30 protein-coding genes are annotated in these 24,241 nt (G+C 57.0%); 17 read left to right on the top strand and 13 right to left on the bottom strand.

Annotated elements, in window-relative coordinates:
* Nucleotides 1-3 precede the first annotated feature (3 nt).
* Nucleotides 4-525 carry a ribosome biogenesis factor YjgA gene (gene yjgA / locus MHM85_RS02140; protein ID WP_239284056.1) on the bottom strand — a complete coding sequence of 174 codons (522 nt, stop codon included), beginning with the start codon at nucleotides 523-525 and terminating at the stop codon, nucleotides 4-6.
* A 95-nt stretch (nucleotides 526-620) separates the two neighbouring features.
* Here yjgA and pmbA point away from each other — a divergent pair, with 95 nt between their 5' ends.
* Complete coding sequence (gene pmbA / locus MHM85_RS02135; protein WP_239284054.1) at nucleotides 621-1,961, top strand: metalloprotease PmbA; 1,341 nt, start codon at nucleotides 621-623, stop codon at nucleotides 1,959-1,961.
* Nucleotides 1,962-1,977: 16 nt separating this feature from the next.
* Here the strand turns inward: pmbA and MHM85_RS02130 are convergent, their stop codons facing one another.
* The 10 genes from MHM85_RS02130 to MHM85_RS02085 all read right to left on the bottom strand — a co-directional run bounded on the left by MHM85_RS02130 (nucleotide 1,978) and on the right by MHM85_RS02085 (nucleotide 9,077).
* A complete protein-coding gene (locus tag MHM85_RS02130) occupies nucleotides 1,978-2,247 on the bottom strand; it encodes an HPr family phosphocarrier protein (protein WP_139527156.1) in 270 nt (89 codons plus the stop codon).
* A 38-nt stretch (nucleotides 2,248-2,285) separates the two neighbouring features.
* The gene (rapZ, locus tag MHM85_RS02125) at nucleotides 2,286-3,203 is read right to left on the bottom strand and encodes an RNase adapter RapZ (protein ID WP_139527157.1); all 918 of its coding nucleotides are present in this window, start codon (nucleotides 3,201-3,203) and stop codon (nucleotides 2,286-2,288) included.
* A gap of 58 nt (nucleotides 3,204-3,261) precedes the next feature.
* Complete coding sequence (gene ptsN / locus MHM85_RS02120; RefSeq protein WP_139527158.1) at nucleotides 3,262-3,729, bottom strand: PTS IIA-like nitrogen regulatory protein PtsN; 468 nt, start codon at nucleotides 3,727-3,729, stop codon at nucleotides 3,262-3,264.
* A gap of 4 nt (nucleotides 3,730-3,733) precedes the next feature.
* Nucleotides 3,734-4,042 (bottom strand): ribosome-associated translation inhibitor RaiA, encoded by a 309-nt coding sequence (raiA, locus tag MHM85_RS02115; RefSeq protein ID WP_027335376.1) that lies wholly within the window; start codon nucleotides 4,040-4,042, stop codon nucleotides 3,734-3,736.
* A 97-nt stretch (nucleotides 4,043-4,139) separates the two neighbouring features.
* The gene (locus MHM85_RS02110; RefSeq protein WP_139527159.1) at nucleotides 4,140-5,555 is read right to left on the bottom strand and encodes an RNA polymerase factor sigma-54; all 1,416 of its coding nucleotides are present in this window, start codon (nucleotides 5,553-5,555) and stop codon (nucleotides 4,140-4,142) included.
* 105 nt (nucleotides 5,556-5,660) lie between these two features.
* On the bottom strand, nucleotides 5,661-6,419 hold the full coding sequence (lptB, locus tag MHM85_RS02105; RefSeq protein WP_239284045.1) for an LPS export ABC transporter ATP-binding protein: 759 nt from the start codon (nucleotides 6,417-6,419) through the stop codon (nucleotides 5,661-5,663).
* Nucleotides 6,420-6,430: 11 nt separating this feature from the next.
* Nucleotides 6,431-6,925 carry a lipopolysaccharide transport periplasmic protein LptA gene (lptA, locus tag MHM85_RS02100; protein WP_239284036.1) on the bottom strand — a complete coding sequence of 165 codons (495 nt, stop codon included), beginning with the start codon at nucleotides 6,923-6,925 and terminating at the stop codon, nucleotides 6,431-6,433.
* An 8-nt stretch (nucleotides 6,926-6,933) separates the two neighbouring features.
* Nucleotides 6,934-7,506 carry an LPS export ABC transporter periplasmic protein LptC gene (gene lptC, locus MHM85_RS02095; protein ID WP_139527162.1) on the bottom strand — a complete coding sequence of 191 codons (573 nt, stop codon included), beginning with the start codon at nucleotides 7,504-7,506 and terminating at the stop codon, nucleotides 6,934-6,936.
* Nucleotides 7,506-8,048, bottom strand: coding sequence for an HAD hydrolase family protein (locus MHM85_RS02090; protein ID WP_139527163.1), 543 nt, complete (start codon nucleotides 8,046-8,048; stop codon nucleotides 7,506-7,508). Before MHM85_RS02090 ends, lptC begins: the two co-directional genes overlap by 1 nt.
* Nucleotides 8,049-8,090: 42 nt before the next feature.
* Entirely contained in the window at nucleotides 8,091-9,077 is a 987-nt protein-coding gene (locus MHM85_RS02085) for a KpsF/GutQ family sugar-phosphate isomerase (protein ID WP_139527164.1), read from the bottom strand.
* A 270-nt stretch (nucleotides 9,078-9,347) separates the two neighbouring features.
* Between MHM85_RS02085 and MHM85_RS02080 the strand changes: the two genes are divergently transcribed.
* From MHM85_RS02080 to hisD, 9 genes are all read left to right on the top strand, one after another.
* Nucleotides 9,348-10,169: an ATP-binding cassette domain-containing protein gene (locus MHM85_RS02080; protein WP_139527165.1), complete on the top strand. Its 822-nt coding sequence runs from the start codon at nucleotides 9,348-9,350 to the stop codon at nucleotides 10,167-10,169.
* On the top strand, nucleotides 10,170-10,970 hold the full coding sequence (mlaE, locus tag MHM85_RS02075; protein WP_139527166.1) for a lipid asymmetry maintenance ABC transporter permease subunit MlaE: 801 nt from the start codon (nucleotides 10,170-10,172) through the stop codon (nucleotides 10,968-10,970).
* Between the two features lie 15 nt (nucleotides 10,971-10,985).
* Entirely contained in the window at nucleotides 10,986-11,453 is a 468-nt protein-coding gene (gene mlaD / locus MHM85_RS02070; RefSeq protein WP_139527167.1) for an outer membrane lipid asymmetry maintenance protein MlaD, read from the top strand.
* Nucleotides 11,454-11,496: 43 nt separating this feature from the next.
* Nucleotides 11,497-12,156 carry an ABC transporter substrate-binding protein gene (locus MHM85_RS02065; protein ID WP_139527168.1) on the top strand — a complete coding sequence of 220 codons (660 nt, stop codon included), beginning with the start codon at nucleotides 11,497-11,499 and terminating at the stop codon, nucleotides 12,154-12,156.
* On the top strand, nucleotides 12,153-12,491 hold the full coding sequence (locus MHM85_RS02060) for an STAS domain-containing protein (protein ID WP_139527169.1): 339 nt from the start codon (nucleotides 12,153-12,155) through the stop codon (nucleotides 12,489-12,491). The genes MHM85_RS02065 and MHM85_RS02060 overlap by 4 nt, the downstream gene beginning before the upstream one ends.
* Nucleotides 12,492-12,621: 130 nt before the next feature.
* A complete protein-coding gene (locus tag MHM85_RS02055) occupies nucleotides 12,622-12,873 on the top strand; it encodes a BolA family protein (protein WP_139527170.1) in 252 nt (83 codons plus the stop codon).
* A 10-nt stretch (nucleotides 12,874-12,883) separates the two neighbouring features.
* Nucleotides 12,884-14,146 (top strand): UDP-N-acetylglucosamine 1-carboxyvinyltransferase, encoded by a 1,263-nt coding sequence (murA, locus tag MHM85_RS02050; RefSeq protein ID WP_139527171.1) that lies wholly within the window; start codon nucleotides 12,884-12,886, stop codon nucleotides 14,144-14,146.
* A 28-nt stretch (nucleotides 14,147-14,174) separates the two neighbouring features.
* Nucleotides 14,175-14,828 (top strand): ATP phosphoribosyltransferase, encoded by a 654-nt coding sequence (gene hisG, locus MHM85_RS02045; RefSeq protein WP_139527172.1) that lies wholly within the window; start codon nucleotides 14,175-14,177, stop codon nucleotides 14,826-14,828.
* Nucleotides 14,829-14,841: 13 nt separating this feature from the next.
* Nucleotides 14,842-16,161, top strand: a complete 1,320-nt coding sequence (hisD, locus tag MHM85_RS02040) for a histidinol dehydrogenase (protein WP_139527173.1) — start codon at nucleotides 14,842-14,844, stop codon at nucleotides 16,159-16,161.
* Between the two features lie 24 nt (nucleotides 16,162-16,185).
* Here hisD and MHM85_RS02035 read toward each other — a convergent pair whose 3' ends face one another.
* Nucleotides 16,186-17,451, bottom strand: a complete 1,266-nt coding sequence (locus MHM85_RS02035) for a Do family serine endopeptidase (RefSeq protein ID WP_139527174.1) — start codon at nucleotides 17,449-17,451, stop codon at nucleotides 16,186-16,188.
* A gap of 139 nt (nucleotides 17,452-17,590) precedes the next feature.
* On the opposite strand from MHM85_RS02035, the gene MHM85_RS02030 reads away from it, so the two are divergent.
* On the top strand, nucleotides 17,591-18,352 hold the full coding sequence (locus MHM85_RS02030; RefSeq protein WP_139527175.1) for a Nif3-like dinuclear metal center hexameric protein: 762 nt from the start codon (nucleotides 17,591-17,593) through the stop codon (nucleotides 18,350-18,352).
* A gap of 97 nt (nucleotides 18,353-18,449) precedes the next feature.
* Here the strand turns inward: MHM85_RS02030 and MHM85_RS02025 are convergent, their stop codons facing one another.
* Nucleotides 18,450-18,887 carry a DUF1043 family protein gene (locus tag MHM85_RS02025; RefSeq protein WP_139527176.1) on the bottom strand — a complete coding sequence of 146 codons (438 nt, stop codon included), beginning with the start codon at nucleotides 18,885-18,887 and terminating at the stop codon, nucleotides 18,450-18,452.
* A 216-nt stretch (nucleotides 18,888-19,103) separates the two neighbouring features.
* Here MHM85_RS02025 and zapE point away from each other — a divergent pair, with 216 nt between their 5' ends.
* The 6 genes from zapE (at nucleotide 19,104) to MHM85_RS01995 (ending at nucleotide 24,122) form a co-directional block, all read left to right on the top strand.
* Nucleotides 19,104-20,285 (top strand): cell division protein ZapE, encoded by a 1,182-nt coding sequence (gene zapE / locus MHM85_RS02020; RefSeq protein ID WP_139527177.1) that lies wholly within the window; start codon nucleotides 19,104-19,106, stop codon nucleotides 20,283-20,285.
* Nucleotides 20,286-20,456: 171 nt separating this feature from the next.
* Nucleotides 20,457-20,885, top strand: a complete 429-nt coding sequence (rplM, locus tag MHM85_RS02015; RefSeq protein ID WP_239284025.1) for a 50S ribosomal protein L13 — start codon at nucleotides 20,457-20,459, stop codon at nucleotides 20,883-20,885.
* Between the two features lie 13 nt (nucleotides 20,886-20,898).
* Nucleotides 20,899-21,288, top strand: a complete 390-nt coding sequence (gene rpsI / locus MHM85_RS02010) for a 30S ribosomal protein S9 (RefSeq protein WP_139527179.1) — start codon at nucleotides 20,899-20,901, stop codon at nucleotides 21,286-21,288.
* Nucleotides 21,289-21,496: 208 nt separating this feature from the next.
* Nucleotides 21,497-22,096, top strand: a complete 600-nt coding sequence (gene petA / locus MHM85_RS02005) for a ubiquinol-cytochrome c reductase iron-sulfur subunit (protein ID WP_044629967.1) — start codon at nucleotides 21,497-21,499, stop codon at nucleotides 22,094-22,096.
* Entirely contained in the window at nucleotides 22,096-23,355 is a 1,260-nt protein-coding gene (locus tag MHM85_RS02000) for a cytochrome bc complex cytochrome b subunit (RefSeq protein ID WP_139527180.1), read from the top strand. The genes petA and MHM85_RS02000 overlap by 1 nt, the downstream gene beginning before the upstream one ends.
* Nucleotides 23,355-24,122, top strand: a complete 768-nt coding sequence (locus tag MHM85_RS01995) for a cytochrome c1 (protein WP_139527181.1) — start codon at nucleotides 23,355-23,357, stop codon at nucleotides 24,120-24,122. Before MHM85_RS02000 ends, MHM85_RS01995 begins: the two co-directional genes overlap by 1 nt.
* The last annotated feature ends 119 nt before the right edge of the window (nucleotides 24,123-24,241 follow it).

Raw genomic sequence — 24,241 nt, 5'->3', positions numbered from 1 at the left:
GGCTTACAGCGCTAGCGTCTCACGCAGGTGTTTGAACAGCTTGCGCGAGCTGGTGGGGGGCTTGCCCTGTTCGCGTTCTTTACGCGCGTTGCGCACGAGTTGGCGCAGCGCTTGCCGATCCGCATTGGGATAATCGACCATGAAGAGATCGACGGCATCGTCGCCCTCGTCGATCATGCGGTCTCGCCACTTTTCCAGGCGATGAAAAGCATGATCGCGCTGCTCTTTTTCTTGTTCGATGGCGTCGAAAACGCCTTGAATGGCCGTTAGATCCTCTTTGCGGATGAGCTTGCCAACGTACTGCATATGACGTCGGCGGCCCTCATGGGAGCGAATGCGAGCGGTTTCATCGATGGCGCGCAGCATATCGTCAGACAGCGGAAAGCGTGAGCGTTCGGTGGGGTTCATGGCAATCAGGGTTTCGCCAAGCGCCTGTAAGGCGTGCATTTCTCGCTTTAGCTGCGATTTACTGGGGCGTTCTACCTGTTCGTCGATGTCAATTGGCTCGGGACGTTGCTTGGGCATATAGCTACTCACAGATTAGATTCGTTCGCAGCATTATATCAGGCTGTGACCACAACATTGATCCGCCAACGCGTTTCAGGCGAAAAGGAGGCCACATGGCACAGGCATTTGATGCATCGGCGCAGCAGGCATTACTGACACAGCGCGCTGAAGAAGCGCTTGCCCTAGCAAAGCAGCTAGGAGCAGATGCTGCTGAAGTGGGTGCCAGCGTCGATCAAGGCATGGGCGTCAGCGTTCGTTTAGGCGATGTGGAAACCGTTGAGCTGTCGCGCGATCAGGGAATTGCGGTAACGCTATACGTGGGCAAGAGAAAGGGGAGCGCCTCGTCTACCGATGCCAGCAGCGCGTCGATTCGCGCAACGGTCGAAAAAGCGCTCGCGATCGCGCGCTATACCGGAGAAGATCCTGCCGCCGGTTTGGCAGACGCGTCGCTGATGGCCACCGAGCTACCCGATTTGAAAGTCCACCACCCTTGGACGCTCACCACGGATGAGGCCATCGACCTGGCCCTTTGCTGCGAGCAGGCTGGACGCAGCGCGGAGGGAATTCATCAGTCGGAGGGTGCGTCACTCTCCAGCGGCGAGGGTGTCCGTGTTTATGCCAACAGCCACGGATTTTTGGGCACTCAAAAAGGCAGCAATCACTCGCTCTCATGCATGCTGATCGCCCAGGACGATCAGGGTATGCAGCGCGACTATGATTACACCGCCGCACGTAATCCACACCATTTACGCAGCCCGGAAGAGGTCGGTCGAGAAGCGGCAACTCGCACGCTTCGCCGACTGGGTGCGCGTCGGCCACCGACCGGTACCTTTCCGGTGCTGTTCGACCCTACGCTAGCCAGCGGCCTGATCGGTCATCTAATGAGCGCCTTGGCAGGCGGTGCGCTATACCGAGAAGCCTCTTTTCTGTGTGACCGTCTGGGAACGCCGCTTTTCCCCGAGTGGTTTGGCTTGGAAGAGCGACCCATGGAAGTGGGGGCGACGGCGAGCTCGCCGTTCGATGCCGAGGGGGTGCAAACCCGTAATAATCGATTCATCGATCGGGGGCAGGTTGCCAGCTACATGCTTTCTGCTTATAGCGCACGGCGTTTAGGTATGCACTCGACTGGAAATGCAGGTGGCGCGCGCAATTTACGCCTGCTGGCTCCGTTAACGCCACGAGCCGAGCTGTTGAGTCAGATGGGGCAAGGTATTTGGGTCACCGAGCTCATGGGGCAGGGGGTGAACGGTGTGACCGGTGATTACTCGCGGGGAGCGGCAGGCTTTTGGATTGAAAACGGTGAAGTTCAGTACCCAATCGAGGAGTTCACGATCGCCAGTAACCTGAACAAGATGTTTGCCGGGCTGAGCGGCGTAGGGGATGACACGGATACACGGGGCAGCATTCACACGGGGAGCTGGCTGGTGGATGCGATGACCGTGGCGGGCAGCTAAGCGTACGCTGCATCGATTACTGATCTTCTTCAAACCGAGCGTCGAATAGCGCCTCGATAGCATCGAGCGCTCGTTCGGCGTCTTCCCCTTCTGCAATGACGGTGAGCTCGGTCCCGCAGGGCGCGGCGAGCATGAGCAGTGACATGATATTGGCAGCATCCGCTTTTTGCTGCTTCTTGTACACATGAATCTGGGCAGAGAACTGCTGGCCACACTGAACCAGTTTGGTGGCTGCGCGGGCGTGAAGGCCGCGCTGATTGGTAAGGGTCAACGTTCTTTCGGGCACTCTGGTTCCTTTTTGCCGAGTGGGGTTTTAGGGAGGGCTCAGGGAGTACTGGGCGTCGCCGCCGTATGTTGGGTTGTCGGCGTTTCGCTGAGCGTGTACTGCAGCCCTAGCTCGCGATGCCTCAACTGCACTTCCCCTGTTTGTTTGACGAGCCGCTGTGCAAGCTGCTCGATCATATAAACGGACCGGTGTTGGCCGCCCGTGCAGCCAATGGCCACGGTCATATAGCTGCGATGGCTATTTTGATAGGCCGGTAGCCACTTCTCCAGCCACGTTTCAATATCGCTTGCCATGGCCTCTACCACGGGGTAGCCGCTCAAGAAGTCGATGATGTTGGCGTCGCGACCGGTATATTGGCGCAGAGTAGGGTCCCAATAAGGATTGGGCAAGCAGCGTACGTCGAACACGAGGTCGGCATCCAGCGGAACGCCGCGTTTGTAGCCAAAGGACTCGAAGGTGAGCGTCAGTTGATGCTGGCGCTGATGAGCTACTTGGTCGGTAATGCGGCGTCGCAGATCGTGTACGGAGAGTCGAGACGTATCGATCAATAAATCGGCGAGGTCGCGAATGTCATTCAGCGTTTCTTCTTCTTTGTTGATCGCTTCTTCCAGCGTCATGTCGCTATCACGGGTGAGGGGATGACGACGGCGGGTGGCCGAGTAACGCTCCAGCAAAATACGCGCATCGGTTGTCAGGTAGATCACCTGAAAACGAATTTCCCGGTGGCGCAATTCTTCAAGTAGCGCTGGCAGACGCTCCAGCGCAGTAGGTAAGTTGCGTGCGTCGATACTGACGGCAATCCGGGTGCGCTCACCCTGGGCGCGCAACTCGTCGATAAGCGAGCCCAACAGCATGGCAGGCAAGTTATCGATCGCGTAATAGCCAAGATCTTCCAGCGCTTGTAAGGCGATAGACTTACCGGAACCTGAACGGCCGCTAATGATCACCAGTTGCATAGCGTCTCTCTTGGCGTTTGAGCGTAAGAAGTAAAGACAAATTGAAGGAGTAGATCTGTTACGCAGCTTGTTCGCGTATCTTGGCCGTTATCAGCGTCAACAGTTCTTTTTGACTGCCTGCTTTGCGCAGCTGTTGGCGAGTATCGGCGTCGTTCATGATCGTCGCGACTTGTCCGAGCAAAGCAAGGTGCGTGTCATCGGCTTCTTCAGGCACCAGCAAAACGAACACGAGATCGACCGGGTCCCCATCGATGGCATCGAAATCGACGGGTTCCGCCAGTTTCAAAAAGCCAGCAATGGGGGCACTGCAGTGCGGGCTTCTTGCGTGGGGAATGGCAACACCGTTGCCAATCCCCGTGCTGCCAAGACGCTCGCGCCCAATCAAACGACTGAACACTTCTTGGCTGTCGAGGCTGGGCGTGTTTTGGGCGATGAAGGTGCTGAAAAACTCCAGCACCCGCTTTTTGCTGCCCCCGGGTACGTCATAAAGCACGCGCTCCGGGGGGAGAATGGTTTCCAACGTCATTGAGTTAACGCACGCCTGCGCCTTGAGCGCGAGCTTGTGCTTTTTCCTTGTGTTTGACGAGTTGACGATCGATTTTGTCCGCAAGGGCATCGATGGCGGCATACATATCGTTATCGAGTGCCTCGGCATGAAGGTCAGCACCGGCGGCATGTAGCGTGCACGCTGCCTGCTGGCGCTCCTTTTCGACAGATAAGGTCACTTGTACCGTGGTGATATTGTCGTAGTGTCGTTCGACGCGTTCCAGCTTTTCGTTAACGTAGTCACGCAAGGCGTCAGTCAGTTCAACGTGATGACCAGTGATGTTTACTTGCATTGACGTGCTCCTTATCCATCGGGCTGTACTTCGATTGTAACCCTTTTTACGCTATTGCAAAGCCCTTGCGGTGAGTTTGTCACGACCAAACGTTTAACTAGCGTAAACGGCGGCGCTCGCTCGAAGAGGGAATGCCCATCGACTCGCGATATTTCGCGACGGTACGTCGTGCCACGCTTATTCCGCCCTCTTCGAGAAGCGTCACCAAGCGACTATCGGAGAGCGGTTTGCCTGAGGGCTCCTCTTGAATGAGCTTTTTGATACGTGCGCGAATGGCCGTGCTCGAGTGGCTGTCGCCGCCGTCTTGGCCACTGACTTGACTGGAGAAAAAGTATTTCAACTCGAACACGCCACGCGGTGTATGAATGAACTTCTGTGTCGTCACGCGTGAGATGGTCGACTCATGCATCTCTACGGCTTCGGCGATGTCGGCCAAGATCAGCGGCTTCATGGCCTCTTCGCCGTGCTCTAGAAAGCCAATTTGGCGAGCGATGATTTCACGCCCCACGCGCAGCAAGGTGTCATTGCGGCTAGAGAGGCTTTTGATCAGCCAGCGCGCTTCTTGAAGGTGCTCTTTCAAGAACTGGTTGTCCTGGCTCTTGTCGGCGCGTTTGATCAAGCTGGCGTAGTCGGGTTGGATGCGTAGCCGTGGAAGAGCGTCCGGGTTGAGCTCTAAATGCCAGCCTTCGTTGTCATGGCGCACGACCAGATCGGGAGTGATGTAGCTATCGTCGGTCACGCCGTAGGCGCTGCCGGGTCGGGGATCGAGGCTGCGAATTAATCGAATGACGTCATCCAGCTGCTCATCGTCCAGGCTCAAACGGCGCTTGAGGAGGCGCATATCGTCTTTGCCTAGCGCCTCCAAAAACTGTCGTACCAGCCGTTTGGCTGGCATCAATAGCGGGGTGTCTTCCGGCAACGCAGCAAGTTGAAGCATCAGACATTCTCGCAGGTCGCGAGCGAATACGCCGGTCGGCTCGAACTGCTGCAAGCGCAGTAGGGTATTTTCCACTTCCCGTTGGCTCAAGCCGTCATGACCTTGTGCTTTGAGCCCTTCACGAATGTCGTTGAGCGGCTGGGTAAGATAACCATTGGCGTCCAGCGCATCGATCAGGCTCTCCGCAATTGCATATTCCCGTGAGCTGACATCGGTCATGGCCAGTTGCCACAGCAAATGGCCATGAAGGCTTTGGCCAGCGGCTTGACGCTCGAAGTCGGGTCCTTCGCTACCACCGCTCAGACTGCCCATGTCTTGATAGGTGTCCGACCAGTCGCTGTCGACGGAGAGTTCGTTGGGAATGCTGTCAGACCACTCGGCCTCTTGCGGCTCGCTGACTGCCTGCTCTCCAAACTCGTCCTCTTGCTCGAGCATAGGGTTGGCGTCAAGCGCTTGCTGAATTTCTTGACGGAGGTCCAGCGTAGAGAGCTGCAGCAAGGCAATGGCCTGTTGCAGCTGGGGTGTCATGGTCAGCTGTGTGCCGATACGCAATTGGAGAGAAGCTTTCATGACCATCTGAGAACCACTCGTTAATCAGAAAGCTCCACCCTAGAGCGAGTTATGGCTACGTGCAAGTGCAATAAGCATGCCACTAAAAGAAAAGTTTGGTCAGGCCTCGGTTTAGAGCCGGAAATCAGCGCCCAGATAGACGTCGCGGACCTTTTGGTTATTGAGAATCTCCTGGGCGTTTCCACTGGCGATGATGTGGCCATCGCCAACGATGTAGGCGATATCGCAAATATCCAGGGTTTCACGCACGTTGTGGTCGGTGATCAAGACGCCGATGTGGCGTTTTTTGAGTGCGCGGATAATGGTTTTGATTTCGCCGACCGAAATAGGGTCGACCCCGGCAAAGGGTTCGTCGAGTAGAATGAACGCGGGCTCGGTGGCCAGCGACCGCGCGATCTCTACTCGACGGCGCTCGCCTCCTGAGAGGCTCATGCCTAGGTTGTCACGAATATGGGTGATATGAAAATCTTCGAGCAGTGACTCCAGGCGAGCTTCTCTGTCGCTGCGATCGAGCGTTTTGCGCGTCTCGAGGATGGCCATGATGTTATCGGCTACCGAGAGCTTGCGAAAAATCGAGGCCTCTTGGGGAAGATACCCAATGCCTGCCATGGCGCGTTCGTGCATGGGCGCGTGGGTCAAATCCAGATCGTCGATACCCACATTGCCCGCATCGGATTTGACCAGTCCGACGATCATGTAAAACGAGGTGGTTTTACCGGCTCCATTGGGGCCCAACAGTCCAACGACACTGCCCTGGGCGATTTCCAGGTTGATGTCCTTGACGACGCGGCGGCGTTTGTAGCTCTTCGCTAGGTGGTGGGCGTAGAGCGTTTTGACAGGTGCGGAATCTGCAGACGTTGATGCTGCCACGTGGGCGCTCCCTATTGTTCCGGCTGAAGGGTCATGCGAATGCGCTGGTTGTCGCTACCGTTCACGTCGGAGCGAGCTTGCACCACTTCCTGGTCGATGAAGTACTCTAGGCGGCCCCCTTGAAAGCGGTCGCCTTGCTGGGTCAGTTCGGCTTGGTCGATCAGCTCCACGCGGCGTTCGGCGACGTGATAGATGATGCGCCGCGCCCAACCTTCCATGGGGGGCTCCTGGTCGTCGAGACGATTGCGCAAGTAGGCACGCTCACCCGTGGCAATGGCTTGAGAAAGTTCCCCTGCATCATTGCGCTGAATCTCTACGCGTTCGCCGCGCAATTGCATTTCGCCTTGACGAATATCCACGTTACCTGAGTAAACTGCGGTGCCCGCGCGCTGGTCGAGGTCCAGGCGGTCGGCTTCTACTTCGATGGGTGCTTGGCTTTGCGCCATGGCAGCCGTCGCCAGCGGTAGCGTTAAAGCAAAGAGGGTGGTGCGGAGAGAGGCATTCATCGCGACTCCTAGGGGGTACGAGTGGCCGGCGGATGCACGCCGCGCACGTTGTTGGTCAGGCGGACCTGGCTGTCATCCAGCCAAACGTCCATGCGGGAAGCTTCCATACGCTGAGGGGGCTGCTGCAACAGCACGGGCGTAGTGCTCCAGGCGTGGCGGGTCACGCCATCGTAGTTGAGTTGCTGTGTATCGAGCTGCCAACCCTCTTCAGGCGCGAGCAGCCGGGCAGACCCGCGCAGCGTCAAGGCCTGAGTATCGGTATTCAGGGTGCCGGTATCCGCGGTCGCCAACCACTCCCGCTGTTCGCTATCGAACAGCGTAGCACGTGGCGACACGACATCTGTCATGGCCGTTTGAGGTGTATGCACTAGCCGGGGAGTGACCAGCGACTGCTGAATCGCCCCCGATTCCCCAAATAGGGTGATTTCGGCATTCTCTAATACATGACCTGGCTCCTGAGCGCGCGCTTGCTCGTCGATATCTCGCTCTTGGGCGCTGCGCGGGTCGAGCCAAACCAAAAGCATGCCCAGGACGACGACCAGTGCCGTTACCCAAACTCGTTTTCTGAGCTTTACGCCCATCATGAGTGCCTGTGAAGATAGGTGTCGAGTACGGCATCCCAATGCCCTTGGGAGGTGAGCAGCGTATCGCAAATTTCACGCACCGCGCCGTGCCCGCCCAACCGTTCGGTGATCCAATCGGCGTGGGTATGCATATAATCGGGTGCATTGGGGACCGTGATGCCAACGCCTGCGCGCTTGATGGGTGCCAAGTCTGGCAGGTCGTCCCCGCAGTAAGCGACTTGTTCGAGCGTAATATCCAGCCGCTGGCAGAGGGCTCTCAGGGTCGTGAGTTTGTCTTCGCAGCCTTGATGCACATGGCTGATACCTAGTGCCGCAGCGCGCTGGCTGACCATCGGCGAATCGCGGCCGGTGATGAGCGCCACATGAATGCCAACGCGTTTGAGCAGTTTCAAGCCATGCCCATCCTGAGTGTGAAACGCTTTGATCTCGATGCCGTCGGCTTGAAAGTAGAGTCGGCCGTCCGTCAAAACGCCATCTACGTCTAGTGCAAGTAGTTTTACGCGGCGGAGCCGGTCGAGTAGTGCATCGGGTAGGGCCATATAGCCTCCTTAACATCCATGGCAAAAAGCGTTATCACGCAGTTAAATCACACCGCTGGCCAGTAAGTCATGCATATGTAGCGCGCCGATGGGACGCTGTTGCTCGTCGACGACGGCCAGCGCGGTTATCCGGCTATCTTCCATAATACGTACCGCTTCGGCTGCTAGCACGTCAGGACCGATGCGTTTGCCTGGGCGCGTCATGACGTCGTCGACTCGCACATCGCGCAAGTCATGAAATTGGTCCAATGTGCGTCTCAGGTCACCGTCGGTATATACACCTGCCAAACGGCCTTCGCTATCGATGACGCAGGTGAACCCAAGCCCTTGGCGTGTGATCTCTAAAAGCGCATCGCGTAGCGGGCTACCCAATGCAACCTGAGGCAGCCGCGTGCCGTCGTGCATGAGATCGCGGACTCGCAGTAGCAGCCGCTTGCCGAGGCTTCCGCCCGGATGAGAGAGCGCAAAATCCTCCGCTGTAAAGCCACGTGCTTCAAGCAAGGCCACGGCAAGGGCGTCCCCCAGTGCTAGCGCGGCGGTGGTCGAGCTTGTAGGGGCAAGATCCAGCGGGCATGCTTCGCGCTCGACGCCGCTGTCCAAATGGGCATCGGCGTGGCGTGCCAGGGTAGAGCCTGGACGTCCAGTCATGCTCACCAGCGGGGTGCCAAGCCTTTTAAGCAGAGGGAGTAGCGCCGTGACTTCAGCTGTTTCGCCGGAGTTAGAGAGCGCCAACACCACGTCGGTACGGGTGATCATACCGAGATCGCCGTGGCTGGCTTCACCTGGGTGTACGAAAAAGGCGGGCGTACCGGTGCTTGCCAGCGTGGCAGCCAGTTTGCCTGCAATATGACCCGACTTGCCCATGCCGGTCACCACCACGCGGCCTTGGCAGGCGAGAATGAGCTGGCAGGCATGGTCGAATTGGTCGTCTAGCTTGGCTTGGAGGCCGCCGATGGCTGCTTGCTCGATTTGCAGCGTGCGCAGCGCACTTTCACGCAGTTGGCTGGGTGTAGAGAGTGGCTGGCCCATGGCATGTCTCGTTTTCATGATGTGAATGGGTAGCTGGTAAGAATAACATCTTGCGGCGCTATTTAGCTAAATCACGACAAGGTCGTCGATGGTATGGAGGGCTCCATTGCATGAACGATGGTGCGCTCACTGTTAGCGTCGCTGCTGTTGAGAGTAGCGTTGGATCATGATGTTCGATACTATTTCGAAAACACTGTTTTTTAAACTGCCCTGTGGCTTGTCGGTTTATACTGACGCGTTCTGGCATCAACGAGGAAGGTCAAACATCATATGACGGATGTACCCTTCATACAGGTCGAAGACATCTACTTTTCCCGTGGTGAGAGCGAGATTTTTCGCGGTGTCAGCATGACCATACCTCGCGGGCAAGTGACGGCCATCATGGGGCCAAGCGGTACCGGTAAGACGACGTTGTTGAAGCTCATCGGTGGCCAGCTCACACCCGACCGTGGACGTATCCTCATCGATGGGCAGGACGTGCATCGGCTCTCACGTAAAGCGCTATTCGCGCTGCGCAAACGCATGGGCATGCTGTTTCAGAGCGGTGCCCTGTTTTCGGATTTGAACGTTTTTGAAAACGTTGCGTTTCCGCTGCGCGTTCATACGGACCTGCCGGACGCAATGATTCGCGATCTGGTGCTATTGAAGCTTCAGGCGGTAGGGCTGCGCGGCGCGAAGCACCTAACGCCCGCCGAGCTGTCCGGTGGGATGGCGCGTCGGGTGGCGTTGGCGCGTGCCGTGGCACTCGATCCTGAGCTAATACTCTACGACGAGCCATTCGTCGGCCAGGACCCTATTTCCATGGGCGTGCTGGTGCAACTGATCAAACGGCTCAATCAGGCGCTGTCACTCACCTCGGTGGTAGTGTCGCATGACATCAAAGAGACGCTGAGCATCGCGGATTACCTCTACTTGATCGCCGATGGTCAAGTCGTTGCTCACGGGACCCCCAGCACGCTGGAAACGAACCAGGATCCTCGCGTCAACCAATTCATGCACGGCAAGCCAGACGGTCCCGTGCCGTTTCACTATCCCGCAGACCCACTTCACCGGGATATCTTCGGTCACGATTCAGTCACAAAGGCAGGGTAGATGCAGGGCAAATTGACACAATATGCGTCGCGCGTGGCCCGTCTGGGGCGAAAAAGCTGCGATGTCGTCGAGGCGCTGGGGCGCGCGACGGTGTTTCTAGCGCAGTCGGCGATAGGCGTGCCGTCACGGGAAGGGTGGTCGCTTTGGATGCGCCAAATGCACTTCGTCGGAGTGCTGTCGCTGGCCATCGTCCTCGTGTCGGGGCTGTTCATTGGCATGGTGCTGGCGCTACAGGGATATACCATTTTGGTGGATTTTGGTGCCGAACAGGCGCTGGGCCAAATGGTGGCGCTCTCACTGCTGCGTGAGCTTGCCCCTGTGGTGGCTGCGCTGCTGTTTGCGGGGCGAGCCGGGTCTGCTTTGACCGCCGAAATCGGACTGATGAAAGCCACCGAGCAGCTCACTAGTATGGAGATGATTGGCGTCGACCCGCTGCGGCGTGTGGTGGCGCCTAGGCTGTGGGCGGGTTTCGTGGCGTTACCGATGTTGACCGTGGGCTTCAGTGTCGTGGGCATTTGGGGCGGCTACTTGGTCGGTGTCGAGTGGCTGGGCGTGTTCGAGGGCTCGTACTGGAGCAACATGCAGGCCAGCGTGTCGTTTCTCGACGATGTTGGTAACGGTATGATCAAAAGCGTGGTGTTTGCCCTCGTCGTAACCTGGATCGCCGTGTTTCAAGGCTATGACCTCGTGCCGACTTCCGAAGGGATCTCCCGAGCCACCACCCGCACGGTGGTATATTCCTCGCTGGCCGTGCTTGGATTGGATTTCGTTTTAACTGCCGTGATGTTCGGCGGTCTTTAAGGGTGGAGTAATGTCATGAAACGCAGCAAAACCATGGAGTTCGGTGTTGGCCTATTTATGTTGGCTGGCATCGTCGGGCTGGTATTTCTCGGCTTGCGGGTCAGCGGCTTAACGCTGTCGGCTCCCTCCGATACGTTCCGCCTTGAGGCCAATTTTGCCAACATCGGCGGGTTGAAGCCGCGTGCTCGGGTCACTATGGCGGGTGTGACCGTAGGCCGAGTAGAGGCCATCGAACTCGATACCCAGTGGTACGACGCCCGTGTAACGATGACGCTGGATAGTGCGCTCGAAGGGCAGCTGTCTCAAGACACCACGGCTGCCATCTTGACGGCTGGCTTACTGGGTGAACAGTACATTGGGTTGAGTGTTGGCGGAGCGCCAGAGGTGTTGGAAGAGGGCGACGTGATTCGCGACACACAGTCCGCTCTAGTGTTGGAAGAACTTATTCAGCAATTCGTATCCAATATGGTCAGCAACGGATGATGGTCAGTCACTCATTGCCATCGGTTTTTTCCTGCAAGAGGTCATGAAGATGTTCAACCTTTATTCTGCTTTTATTCAGCGCTTCGCGTTGGCTGCTGTGCTGATGCTGGCGCCGCTAATGGCGCAAGCGCAAACGCAGTCCCCCGAAGAAGTGGTTCGTGACAATGTCGAATCCTTTATGAGCCAACTCGATGGTAAGAAAGCGTACTATGCCGATAACCTCGATGAGCTAAAAGCATTGGTCGACGAGAGCCTCGATGACGTGGCGGATTTTCGTTACATCGGCGCTAGCGTCATGGGTAGCTATTTCCGCAATGCAACGCCCGAGCAGCGGAGCCGGTTTGCCGACGTGTTCCGCCAAACGCTGATCGATACTTACACGCGTGGGTTGGTGACGTTTGATTACAACGAGCTACGTGTGCTGAACCAGCAGCGCGGCCAGCGCTACGAAGACCAGGCCAGCGTGGATATGGAAGTCGTGGCAAACAATGGTCAGGTCTACCCAGTGAGCTATAGCCTTCGTCTGTCGGATGGTGAGTGGCGTGTAGTGAACGTCATCGTCAACGGCATCAACCTGGGGCTGACTTTCCGTAATCAGTTCGATCAAGCCATGCGTGACAATAACCGCGATTACGATGCAGTCATACGTGGTTGGGCGCCTGAAATCGGTGTCGATGAGCTGGAGCAGGGAGGCGATGCGTGACATCGCTCCTCTCTCGCTCAGAGGTGACGCTGTCAGCACAGGGCGATTCGCTGATGGTCGCAGGCGACTTGACCATGAGTGTCGCCGCCGACGTGGCCGCTCGCGGCGTTCAGTGGCTGCGTCAGTCCGATCATTCTGAGGTCTGTCTGGATTTTGCGAAAATCAATAAAGCGAGCAGCGCAGCGCTGAGCGTGCTGTTTGAGTGGCTACGTGCCTGCCAGGCGCTCCAGGTCAAGGTGCGATCCATCGTGCTGTCGCCGCCGCTGCAGCGTTTGGCGTCTTTGGCAGAACTCGATACCTTGGTTTCACAAGACGTTTTTGCAGACATCGCGTGATCTCTAGAGCAGCCCCCGGGCTGCTCTCTTCATAGTGGGCACGGCTCGGCATCGCCAAGCGAGCCGCTTTTCTTTATCATGTTCGCCCATTACTCACTATTTCAACGACCCCAAAGGAGTTTCCTGTCTCATGCAACCCAACGAGGTAAAAGCACTGCTTGAATCCCGCATCGATGGGTGTGAGTTTCACATCCAGGGTGAAGGCTGCAATTTTCAGGTGATTGCGGTTGGTGAAGCCTTTGAAGGTCTTTCTCCCGTTAAGCGCCAGCAGCTCGTTTACGCCGCGCTCAGCGACGAAATCGCATCGGGTGCCCTACACGCGATCAGCATCAAAACGTTTACACCGACGCAGTGGCAAACTGCGTCGGAAAACGCTCAGTAACGGTCGCCCCATGGATAAACTCATTATTACGGGTAATGGCTCGGTCGATGGAGAAGTGTGGGCAAGCGGTGCCAAAAACGCGGCGCTGCCCATTTTATGTGCGAGCCTTTTGGCAGATGGGCCGGTAGTCATCGGTAATTTGCCGCATCTTCAAGATATTACGACCACGCTAGAGCTGCTTGGGCGGATGGGCGTTGAGCCGGTCATGGGTGAGAAGTTGAGCATTCAGCTTGATGGCTCCCAAGTGTCCCAGTGCCATGCGCCCTACGAGCTAGTGAAAAAAATGCGCGCCTCCATTTTGGTGTTAGGGCCGCTGCTGGCGCACTTCGGTAAGGCGGACGTGTCGCTGCCTGGTGGTTGCGCCATTGGTTCGCGCCCGGTGGATCTGCACCTGCGTGGCCTGGAGGCCATGGGGGCGGAGATCCATGTCGAAGCAGGCTATATCCGTGCCCGTGTTGATGGGCGTTTAAAAGGCGCTACGATCTTTTTCGACACCGTGACCGTGACCGGCACGGAAAACCTGCTGATGGCAGCGACCCTGGCAGACGGGCGGACCGTTCTCGAGAACGCCGCCCGAGAGCCCGAGGTCGTCGATCTCGCCGAGTGCCTGATCAAAATGGGCGCGCAGATTCGAGGTCACGGCACCGACACCATCGTCATCGACGGTGTTGCGTCGCTGCATGGCTGCGAGCACGATGTCATGCCCGATCGTATCGAGACTGGCACGTTTTTAGTGGCCGCCGCCATGACGGGTGGGCGAGTCAAAGTGAAGCGTACGCGAGCCGATATCCTGGAAGCCGTGCTTGCCAAATTGGAAGAGGCGGGCGCGACGATCGAGAGTGGCGACGATTGGATATCATTGGATATGCACGGTAAACGCCCGAAGGCCGTCAATATTCGTACGGCGCCGTATCCCGCATTTCCTACTGACATGCAGGCCCAGTTCGTTGCCATGAATGCCGTTGCCGAGGGGCATTCAAGGGTCGTGGAGACCATCTTCGAGAATCGCTTCATGCATGTTCAAGAGCTGAACCGCATGGGCGCCAACATCGTCCTGGAGGGTAACGCCGCGTTGATCAATGGCGTTGATAAACTCTCGGGCGCTCCCGTCATGGCGACGGATCTTCGTGCGTCAGCGTCTCTCGTCATTGCTGCCATGATGGCCGAAGGGGAAACCTTGGTCGATCGGATCTATCACATCGATCGCGGCTATGAGTGTATCGAGGAAAAATTACAGCTGCTGGGGGCGAAGATTCGCCGTATCCCCGGCTAAGCCACGCGGACAACACTGGCCTTTGACCATGAGTAAGCAACTGATTTTGGCCCTTTCGAAAGGGCGTATCTTGGAAGAAACCCTTCCGCTACTGGCAGATGCGGGCATTACACCTGCCGAGGATCTGAGTAAAAGCCGCAAGCTTTTGTTCGATACCAACTTGCCGGACGTCAAACTGGTGATTATTCGTGCCACTGACGTGCCAACCTACGTGCAGCTAGGCGCGGCGGATGTAGGTATCGCCGGTAAAGACGTGCTGCTGGAGCACGGCGCGGAAGGTCTTTACGAGCCGCTCGACCTGGATATTGCGCGGTGCAAGCTGATGACGGCAGGCGTGACGGGGCAGCCGCCCGCCAAAGCGCGACGCCGAGTAGCGACCAAATTCGTCAACGTGGCACGTCGCTACTACGCAGAGCAGGGTATCCAAGCAGAAGTCATCAAGCTTTATGGTGCCATGGAGCTCGCACCGCTGATGAATTTGGCCGATGAGATCGTCGATATCGTCGATACCGGTAACACGCTGCGCGCCAATGGTATGGAGCCGCGCGAGCTCATTGCCCACATCAGCACGCGTTTGGTGGTCAACAAAGCCGCTATGACCATGAAGCACGACCGTATCAAGCCGCTGCTAGCGCGTCTGGAAAGCGCCGTAAAATCGCGTCAGGCGCAGCCTATTGAATGACAAGAGGTTCATCATGAGCGATACAACCACAGCCACCATTGCCCGCCTATCGACCCGTGATGCGGCTTTTCATCAGCGCCTAGATGCGCTGTTGGATTGGGAGGGCGTGTCTGATAAAGCGGTGCAGGCTCGTGTTGAGGAAATCTTGGCAGACGTCAAACAGCGTGGCGATCAGGCGGTCATCGAGGCAACGAATCGTTTTGACCGTTTGTCCGTCGACGCCATGGAGCAGCTATGCCTCACGCCTGACCAGTTAAAAAAAGCGTATGACGGATTGCCTGCCGAGCAACGGGATGCGCTAGCGATTGCCGCCGAGCGCATCAAGCGCTACCACGAGCGGCAAAAACCGACCTCCTGGCAATACGAAGAGGCTGACGGGACGGTGCTCGGCCAGAAAGTCACGCCGCTCGATCGGGCCGGTATTTATGTGCCGGGTGGGAAGGCTGCCTATCCGTCCTCCGTATTGATGAATGCCATCCCTGCCCACGTGGCGGGCGTGCGTGAAATCGTCATGGTGGTACCTACGCCCGATGGCGTGTTGAATGATCTAGTATTAGCGGCAGCGCATCTGGCGGGCGTGGACTACGTGTTCACCATTGGCGGCGCTCAAGCCGTCGCCGCGCTGGCTTACGGGACACAAAGCGTTCCACGTGTCGATAAGATCGTGGGGCCGGGTAACATCTACGTCGCCACGGCTAAACGGGCCGTATTTGGGCAGGTCGGTATCGATATGATTGCGGGGCCTTCGGAAATCATGGTGGTGTCGGACGGGAAAACCGACCCGGATTGGATCGCCATGGATCTCTTTTCTCAGGCAGAGCATGATGAAGATGCGCAAGCCATTCTCGTGAGCTGGGACGCCGAGCATTTGGATGCTGTGGCGAGTTCCATCGAACGATTGCTGCCGACGCTAGAGCGGGAGCCAATTGCACGCGCGTCGCTGAATCGCCGCGGTGCATTGATTCTGTGTCGCGATCAGGCAGAAGCCGTCGAGATGATCAATCGTATTGCGCCAGAGCATCTCGAGCTGTCAGTGGCCGAGCCCGGCGCATGGCTGGATGATATTCGCCATGCAGGGGCGATCTTCATGGGGCGACACACGTCAGAAGCGTTGGGCGACTACTGTGCAGGCCCGAACCACGTTCTGCCGACGTCGGGAACTGCGCGGTTCTCCTCCCCGCTAGGCGTGTACGACTTTCAGAAGCGCTCCTCGATCATCCATTGCTCACCTGAAGGGGCATCCGAGCTGGGTAAGGTGGCCTCCGTACTGGCGCGTGGCGAATACCTTACGGCTCATGCCCGTTCAGCGGAGTATCGCATTCGCAATCGATGAGCAGTTCGGTCGGGCAGGGCGGCGCTAGGAGCCGCTCTGCCGGTCGGCCGATGTGGCATTGGTCGGCACGGGACGCTCGCCTACCTCAACGGTCATTTCCATGCGTTCGCCGCCGCGTACGATCGTCAGCGGCAGCGACGTCCCTGGTGGGATCGACGCGATATCGCTCATGGTCGCCCTAGCATCCAGAATGACCTGTCCATCGATGGAGAGCAGTACGTCGCCTGGCTGTAAGCCTGCCTGGGCGGCAGGTCCGCCACTCACCACGCCTGCGACGATGACGCCCTGGGGCGTACGCAACCCAAACGACGCGGCCAGCTCGCGCGAAAGCGCTTGGGCCTCGATGCCCAGCCATCCCCGAATGACTCTTCCGCGCGTCACCAACTCATCCAATATGCTGTGTGCGAGGTTGGCGGGAATCGCAAAACCAATTCCCTGAGAGCCCCCGGAGCGAGAGAAAATGGCGGTATTGATACCCACCAGAGCGCCCTCTGGATTGACCAGTGCCCCGCCCGAATTACCGGGGTTAATGGCTGCATCGGTCTGAATGAAGTCTTCGTAAGCGTTCAGGCCCAAATGGCTTCGTCCAGTGGCGCTGATGATGCCCATGGTGACGGTCTGCCCCACGCCAAAGGGGTTGCCAATGGCCAGCGCCACATCGCCGACGGCGACCTCCTCCGAGTCAGCAAGCTCGATGACCGGCAAGTCTTCTAGACCGATCCGCAGCACGGCCAAATCGCTCTCTGGATCGGTGCCGATGACCTCTGCCAGGGTTTCGCGACCGTCGCGAAGCGCGACCTGGATTTGGTCGGCGCCGTTGATGACGTGATGGTTGGTCAGTACATAGCCATCATTGCTAACGATGACGCCCGATCCGAGGCTCGACAGCATACGCTGGTGGGTGGTGGCGTCGTCGCCGCTAAAAAACTGGTTGAAGAACGGATCAGACATCAGCGGATGTTGATCGCGCTCGACGATGCGTGAGGAGTAGATGTTCACCACGGCGGGAGCGGCTTGGTTGACGGCATTGGAGTAACTGGCTGGGCCTTGATGTCGGGTCAGCGGAGCCGCTTGCCTGATATCCGGTGCCGGGCGATTCGCGCTTGATTCACTGCTAGTGGTGGGCACCAATGCGGGCGGAGTCTCGGCGTTAGCAGGCGGAGCCTCCGATACGGGGGGCGTGTGGCGGAACGGGTTGGGTAGCTGCTCAGGAAAGGCGAGCAGGATAACGGCCGCTAACAGAAGCCCCGTAAGTACGGGCCAGAGATAAGGCAGCACTGAACGGTGCATGCGAAAGTTCCTCAGCGTGTGGCAGTCTAAACGGTCGCGAGGTTCGCGATAACGTAAAGCGAGTTTTACAATGGCGCTATGGTAACACCGAATGACGCTGCGCCTCACGGGGCTGTCTTAATTGTGAAAAGGAGGGAACGTGAATCATCGTGATCAACTGGTCGCTGCCTGTGACCACCAGTTGCGCTCTGCTCAATTCAAAGATTTCACGGTCAATGGCCTGCAAATCGAGGGACGAGAGCAAGTGCGTCGCGTCATGTCGGGGGTAACGGCCTGCCAAGCGCTGCTCGACGAGGCCGTCGCATGGCAGGCCGATATGGTGCTCGTTCATCATGGCTATTTCTGGAAGAACGAGCCTGTTGCTATCACCGGTATGAAGCAGCGTCGGATCAAAACGTTGCTGGCCAACGATATCAACTTGCTGGCTTACCATTTGCCGCTTGATGCTCATGCAGAGATGGGCAATAACGCGCAGTTGGCCAAGCGAATGGGCTGGAAAGTCGAGGGATGCCTAGACGGTGAGTTGGGAGAGGGGCTGCTCTGGTCGGGCCGGTTGGTGGTTCCACAATCGATTGGCGAGTTGGCCCGCCAAGTAGCGGGTGTTCTCGCCCGCGAGCCGCTGCTGGTCGAGGCGCCGTATCAGAAGCCAATCGAGCGAGTCGCATGGTGTACCGGTGGAGCGCAAGACATGATTACGGAAGCCTATGAGGCCGGTGCGCAGGTGTTCGTTTCAGGAGAGATCTCTGAACGGACGACCCATTTGGCGCGTGAAATGGGAATTCATTACTTGGCAGCAGGCCATCACGCGACCGAGCGCTACGGTGTGCAAGCGCTCGGCGAGTGGCTGGCCAGTGAGTTCGATGTTGAGCATCGCTTCGTCGACATTGATAACCCCGCCTAGCGAAAGGCTTCAGCTGTCGCACAGGCGCAGACCAGGGTGATACTGACACGTTGTCCTGGTCGCGTCTGAGTCATGCAAAAGTGCGCTCATGAATAGGTTAGTAGCGTGGCGGCTGAGGAGAGTCGACGTCGGTTGCTTTGCTCTCTTTCAAGCCGAAATCTTCCGATAGCGTACCGTTTTTGCCAGCGGCGTAATCTCTTGGCATGGCAACGCTTGAGTCGCTGTCTGGCATCGCAATGGGCTCAGAAGGCGTTTTGACACTGGGTAATTTCCACTGTTTGGCCTCGTCTTCGATGTGCTGTTCGAGGTGATCAGCCTCATGGCGAATGTTCTCAAGGCGCTGCTGTATGCCCGTGAGGTGGCTGCTCATGTTTTTCTTCAAGTCGGCGATCTGGTGTTCACGTTCAAGCAGTGTCTGCTTGAGTGAAGCGACGTCTCGCGCACCTTTGCTAAAGAGCCGATAGCATACCAAGCCGATGACGAACCCTACGGCCAAGCCGATAAGTGCAAAAGTAAATGGCGAGCTTGCTTCCACAGTCCTTCTCCCTAAGTAATGCGCGCCGCTGTGTACAGGGCGTAACTTTAAAAACCGCCCCATTATAGGCGCGTCTCAGTCGGTTGGGTCAATCCGCTCATGCGCTTAGCCTTCAAGCGACGTATAATCACTCCCATTTTTGTCGAGTCCGTTTTGTTAGGCGCCCCTAGCGGTGCCTGCAAAAAGGTAAGGGCCATGCGTTGCGGGAGCACCTTCATGCCATCAGTATCTGAGCGTCAGGCCTCCGGCCACACTCGTCGCCCCACGCCGCTTGAGCGCTATCAAGCCGACCTCAAGCGCAGCGATTTTCAGTATGACCCGGCCCAAGAGCAGGCGGTCAAGCATCTACAGCGCCTCTATGATGAGCTGTTGGCGACGCCAACGACGGTGCCCAAGGCTGTGGTGGCCAGCAAAGGAATCAAAGCCAAAATGGCAGGTTTGCTGGGTAAGAAGCATGCGCCTGCCAAACCGCCGTTGCCCCAAGTAAAAGGGCTCTACTTCTGGGGAGGCGTGGGGCGTGGTAAGACCTACTTGGTCGATACCTTTTATGAAGCGCTGCCGTTTCCTGAAAAGATGCGCACGCACTTTCATCGCTTCATGCAGCGAGTTCACAATGAGCTGACCCATTATAAAGGCGAGAAAAACCCACTCACGCTTATTGCGGGTAAGTTTGCCGCCGAAGCGCGTGTCATTTGTTTTGATGAGTTCTTCGTCAAGGACATCACCGACGCCATGATTCTCGCCAACTTGCTTGAAGCGCTTTTCGAGCGTGGCGTGGTGTTGGTGGCGACCTCGAATATCGTTCCCGACGAGCTGTATAAAGATGGATTGCAGCGTGCGAGATTCGTGCCTGCCATTGAATTGCTGAATCGTCATTGTGAGGTGGTCAATGTCGACTCGGGTATCGATTATCGTCTGCGGGCGCTGGAGCGTGCTGAAATTTTTCATGCGCCTCTCGACGCTGCTGCCGAAAGAGAGCTGGCGCGCAGCTTTCGAGAGATTGCTGGTCAGTCAGGTGAGGAGAACGCGCCATTGGAGGTCAATCACCGGGTGCTTAAAACGCGTCGCTTGCATGAGGATGTCGTGTGGTTTGAGTTTGCTGAGCTGTGTGACGGGCCGCGTAGCCAAAATGACTATATCGAACTAGCCCGCGAGTTCCATACCGTTTTGGTGGCCAACGTGCCGCGTATGGACGGCAAGACAGACGATCAAGCACGACGCTTCATCAATATGGTGGACGAGTTTTATGATCGTGGCGTAAAGCTGTTGATGTCGGCAGAGGTGCCGGTGGAATCCCTCTATAGTGACGGGAAGCTGACCTTCGAATTCCAGCGCACGCTATCTCGGCTGCAGGAAATGCAGTCGCGCGAATACTTGGCGCTGGCGCACAAGCCCTAGCGTGGGGGATGTAAAAAAGTCATGGGACACTTAACTTGAGCAGATGGTTACTGTAGAATGCCGCCTCGCTGCACGTTGCTGGCATTAGTCGGCAACCAAAAAAAATAGGGATGGTGCTTCACCGCTTGGCGGTGTGAGTTACCCAACACACTTAATCTGGTGATTTCATCCATGAAGACGTTCAGTGCTAAGCCGCAGTCCGTCCAGCGCGACTGGTACATTGTCGACGCTACGGACAAAACGCTCGGTCGTCTGGCAACCGAGATTGCTCGCCGCCTGCGTGGCAAGCATAAGCCCGAGTTTACCCCGCACGTTGATACCGGCGATTACATCGTTGTCGTTAACGCAGAGAAAGTCCAAGTGACGGGTAACAAGGCAAAAGTCAAGACTTACTACCGCCACACAGGTTACCCGGGCGGTCTGCGCTCCATGACATTCGACAAAATGATCGATCACGCTCCCGAGCGTATCATCGAGTCTGCCGTCAAAGGCATGCTGCCGAAAGGTCCGCTGGGTCGCGCCATGTACTCCAAGTTGAAAGTGTACGCCGGTGCCGAGCATCCGCACGCTGCCCAGCAGCCGCTTGAACTGAACATCTGAGGAAATCTTCGCCATGACACAGCAGTATTACGGTACCGGGCGCCGCAAGACTTCCACCGCTCGCGTGTTTCTGAAGCCGGGTTCCGGCAAAATTACCGTCAACAACCGCGAACTCGACCAGTACTTTGGTCGTGTGACGGGTCGTATGGTTGTGCGTCAGCCGCTCGAGCTGACCGAGACGCTGAACCAGTTCGATGTGTACGTCACCGTTGAAGGCGGTGGCGGCTCTTCACAAGCCGGCGCTATTCGTCACGGCATTACACGTGCCCTGATGGATTACAACGAGGACTTGCGTCCTACGCTTCGCGCAGCGGGTTATGTCACCCGTGATGCTCGTCAGGTCGAGCGTAAGAAAGTCGGTCTGCGTAAAGCACGTCGTCGTCCGCAGTTCTCCAAGCGTTAATTCTACGCTATGCGGCAAAAACGCCCAGGTCAAAGACCTGGGCGTTTTTTATTGGAATATCAAAAAATTATAACGCTCCTACCACCATGGTCCGGGGCGGTTGTTCTTGTGCAGAGCGTTTTGTTTTTTTAACATAGACTGTATTTGATATTCGTCGTCGCAAGACGCCTTTGCGACGGAACGGGTAAGCTGATGGGAGAAACCAGAAATGGCAGATAACGGCGTAAACAAGGGACGGCGCCGTTTCCTCGTGGGCGCCACCTCCGTTGTGGGGGCGGTGGGCGCTGTCGGGGTTGCGGTCCCCTTTGTGGCATCTTGGCAGCCTAGTGCCAAGGCAAGAGCGGCAGGCGCGCCGGTTCAAGCGGATATTTCCAAGCTTGAGCCAGGTCAGCGTATGACCGTCGAGTGGCGTGGTCGCCCGATTTGGATCATTAATCGTACGCCTGAGATGATCGAACGGACCGAAGCGCTAGGGGCTGACAGCTTGGCGGATCCAGAGTCCGAAGTGCCACAGCAGCCTGCCTATATCCAGGGTGGTCTGCGCTCGATCAAGCCTGAGATTGGTGTCTTGATCGGCATCTGTACCCATTTGGGCTGTTCTCCCTTGTATCGGCCCGAGCCGGATGCGGAAGGGGTGGGCGTCGATAACTGGCCGGGTGGTTTCTTCTGCCCATGCCACGGCTCTCGTTTTGACTTGGCCGGTCGCGTCTTTAGCAACGTTCCTGCGCCGACGAACCTTGAAGTGCCGCCCTACCGCTTTGAAAGCGATGACATCATCGTGGTCGGCGAAGATGAGGAGAGTGCCTAATGGCTAATCCAAATAAGGCGAAGGCCGAGAGTGGCATCATGCGCTGGGTGGACGACCGATTCCCCGCCACGCAAATGATGCAAGACCATCTGACGAAGTACTACGCGCCGAAGAACTTCAACTTCTTCTATATATTTGGCGTTTTGGCGCTGCTGGTGCTGGTCAACCAAATCCTGACTGGCGTTTGGTTGACCATGAGTTTCAATCCCTCTGCCGAAGGCGCGTTTGCCTCCGTCGAGTACATCATGCGTGATGTCGAATGGGGCTGGTTGATTCGCTACATGCATACGACGGGGGCATCCGCCTTCTTCGTGGTCATCTATCTGCATATGTTCCGCGGCTTGCTTTATGGTTCCTACAAAGCGCCACGTGAGCTGGTGTGGATTTTTGGTATGGCCATCTATCTTCTGCTGATGGCCGAAGCCTTTATGGGCTATCTGCTCCCATGGGGTCAAATGTCTTACTGGGGGGCGCAGGTCATTATCTCGCTGTTCTCGGCCATCCCGGGTATTGGCCCTGATCTAGCGCAGTGGGTGCGCGGTGACTTCCTGATTTCAGGCATCACGTTGAACCGTTTCTTTGCGCTTCACGTCGTTGCGTTGCCCATCGTGATTTTGGCATTGGTCGTGCTTCACATCATTGCTCTGCATGAAGTGGGTTCTAACAACCCTGATGGTATCGACATCAAGCAGAAGAAAGACGAGACCGGCAAGCCGCTCGACGGCATCGCTTTCCACCCGTACTACACCGTGAAGGACTTGGTGGGTATTGCGGTGTTCTTGTTTGTCTTCAGTGTCGTGGTGTTCTACTTCCCGGAAGGGGGGGGCTACTTCATCGAGCGGCCTAACTTCGAGCCGGCTAACCCGCTGAAAACGCCTGACCACATTGCACCGGTCTGGTACTTCACGCCGTTCTACGCCATTCTGCGTGCGATTACCTTCTCGCTGTTTGGTCTTGACGCTAAGTTCTTGGGTGTCGTCTGCATGGGTGCGGCCATCGCGGTGTTGTTCGTGCTGCCGTGGCTCGACCGTAGCCCGGTGCGCTCGATGCGCTACAAAGGCTGGATGTCCAAAGTCATGCTACTGCTGTTCTGCATTAGCTTTGTGATTTTGGGCGTTCTAGGTGTGTTGCCGTCAACGACAGGTCGCACCATCTTGGCGCAAGTGTGTACAGCCATTTACTTCGCCTTCTTCCTGCTGATGCCGTTCTACACCAAGCTGGAGAAGACCAAACCCGTTCCGGAAAGGGTGACTGGCTAATGAAAAAGCAACTATTAGCACTGCTCTTCGCAATCGTGCCAGTCACCGCGATGGCGGCTGGTGGCGCAAGCGTGCCCCACAGCATGGAGCCTGACCTGCACGACCAGGCGTCGTTGCAAAACGGTATGAAGCTCTACGTCAACTACTGCATGGGCTGTCACTCACTAGAGCATCAACGCTTTGCACGTGCTGCGGATGATTTGGGTATTCCGCAAGATCTAGTGGAAGAGAACCTGATCTTCTCCTCGGACCTGGCATTCAATGACCAAATGCACATTGCCATGGACCGTGGGGATGCAGAGTCTTGGTTTGGCGCTCCGCCGCCTGACTTGACGCTGGAGGCGCGTTTACGTGGCACCGACTGGATCTACTCCTATCTGTTAGGGTTTTACAAAGACCCTAGCCGCCCAACCGGTGTCAACAATACGGTCTTTGATTTGGTGGCGATGCCTAACGTGTTGGAGCCTCTCCAAGGCGTTCAGGAATTGGTGTGTGCCGAAACCGATCAGCCGGTGGCGGGGCAGTCTCCCGACCCGCTATCAGGTAAGTATCAGTCTTGTGATGTGCTGCAAGTGACTCAACCAGGGGCGATGGAGCCAGCTGAGTTCGAGGAAGCGGTATATGACTTGACCAACTTCCTGGCCTACGTGGGTGAGCCCTCCAAGCTGCAGGCGCAAGCCCTGGCACCTAAAGTGCTCATCTTCATCTTTATTTTTGGTGTGATTGCTTACCTGCTCAAGCGTGAGTACTGGCGAGACGTCCACTGATCGATAAAGTCTGATAGGTCGTTCGGGCGCACGGCGAGAGCCGTGCGCCTTTTGCTTGTCTGTAGTATCGCTTTGTATCGCTGGCTACCTTCCCATAAGAGGGTGCTGGCATGTTATTA

The organism is Halomonas sp. McD50-4, from assembly GCF_022348135.1.
Classification (GTDB): domain Bacteria; phylum Pseudomonadota; class Gammaproteobacteria; order Pseudomonadales; family Halomonadaceae; genus Vreelandella; species Vreelandella piezotolerans.
This window is presented reverse-complemented; position numbering and strand designations above follow the sequence as displayed.

Bases quoted from the DNA above. Each gene is read 5' to 3' on its own strand.
- MHM85_RS01995 (WP_139527181.1), top strand. From the start codon at position 23,355: ATGAAAAAGCAACTATTAGCACTGCTCTTCGCAATCGTGCCAGTCACC.
- MHM85_RS02110 (WP_139527159.1), bottom strand. From the start codon at position 5,555: ATGGTCATGAAAGCTTCTCTCCAATTGCGTATCGGCACACAGCTGACC.
- murA (WP_139527171.1), top strand. From the start codon at position 12,884: ATGGATAAACTCATTATTACGGGTAATGGCTCGGTCGATGGAGAAGTG.
- hisG (WP_139527172.1), top strand. From the start codon at position 14,175: ATGAGTAAGCAACTGATTTTGGCCCTTTCGAAAGGGCGTATCTTGGAA.
- MHM85_RS02085 (WP_139527164.1), bottom strand. From the start codon at position 9,077: ATGGGCCAGCCACTCTCTACACCCAGCCAACTGCGTGAAAGTGCGCTG.
- ptsN (WP_139527158.1), bottom strand. From the start codon at position 3,729: ATGACGTTGGAAACCATTCTCCCCCCGGAGCGCGTGCTTTATGACGTA.
- MHM85_RS02065 (WP_139527168.1), top strand. From the start codon at position 11,497: ATGAAGATGTTCAACCTTTATTCTGCTTTTATTCAGCGCTTCGCGTTG.
- MHM85_RS02090 (WP_139527163.1), bottom strand. From the start codon at position 8,048: ATGGCCCTACCCGATGCACTACTCGACCGGCTCCGCCGCGTAAAACTA.
- mlaD (WP_139527167.1), top strand. From the start codon at position 10,986: ATGAAACGCAGCAAAACCATGGAGTTCGGTGTTGGCCTATTTATGTTG.
- rapZ (WP_139527157.1), bottom strand. From the start codon at position 3,203: ATGCAACTGGTGATCATTAGCGGCCGTTCAGGTTCCGGTAAGTCTATC.
- hisD (WP_139527173.1), top strand. From the start codon at position 14,842: ATGAGCGATACAACCACAGCCACCATTGCCCGCCTATCGACCCGTGAT.
- petA (WP_044629967.1), top strand. From the start codon at position 21,497: ATGGCAGATAACGGCGTAAACAAGGGACGGCGCCGTTTCCTCGTGGGC.
- yjgA (WP_239284056.1), bottom strand. From the start codon at position 525: ATGCCCAAGCAACGTCCCGAGCCAATTGACATCGACGAACAGGTAGAA.
- rpsI (WP_139527179.1), top strand. From the start codon at position 20,899: ATGACACAGCAGTATTACGGTACCGGGCGCCGCAAGACTTCCACCGCT.
- zapE (WP_139527177.1), top strand. From the start codon at position 19,104: ATGCCATCAGTATCTGAGCGTCAGGCCTCCGGCCACACTCGTCGCCCC.
- pmbA (WP_239284054.1), top strand. From the start codon at position 621: ATGGCACAGGCATTTGATGCATCGGCGCAGCAGGCATTACTGACACAG.
- mlaE (WP_139527166.1), top strand. From the start codon at position 10,170: ATGCAGGGCAAATTGACACAATATGCGTCGCGCGTGGCCCGTCTGGGG.
- rplM (WP_239284025.1), top strand. From the start codon at position 20,457: ATGAAGACGTTCAGTGCTAAGCCGCAGTCCGTCCAGCGCGACTGGTAC.
- MHM85_RS02000 (WP_139527180.1), top strand. From the start codon at position 22,096: ATGGCTAATCCAAATAAGGCGAAGGCCGAGAGTGGCATCATGCGCTGG.
- lptC (WP_139527162.1), bottom strand. From the start codon at position 7,506: ATGGGCGTAAAGCTCAGAAAACGAGTTTGGGTAACGGCACTGGTCGTC.
- MHM85_RS02080 (WP_139527165.1), top strand. From the start codon at position 9,348: ATGACGGATGTACCCTTCATACAGGTCGAAGACATCTACTTTTCCCGT.
- MHM85_RS02035 (WP_139527174.1), bottom strand. From the start codon at position 17,451: ATGCACCGTTCAGTGCTGCCTTATCTCTGGCCCGTACTTACGGGGCTT.
- MHM85_RS02055 (WP_139527170.1), top strand. From the start codon at position 12,622: ATGCAACCCAACGAGGTAAAAGCACTGCTTGAATCCCGCATCGATGGG.
- lptA (WP_239284036.1), bottom strand. From the start codon at position 6,925: ATGAATGCCTCTCTCCGCACCACCCTCTTTGCTTTAACGCTACCGCTG.
- raiA (WP_027335376.1), bottom strand. From the start codon at position 4,042: ATGCAAGTAAACATCACTGGTCATCACGTTGAACTGACTGACGCCTTG.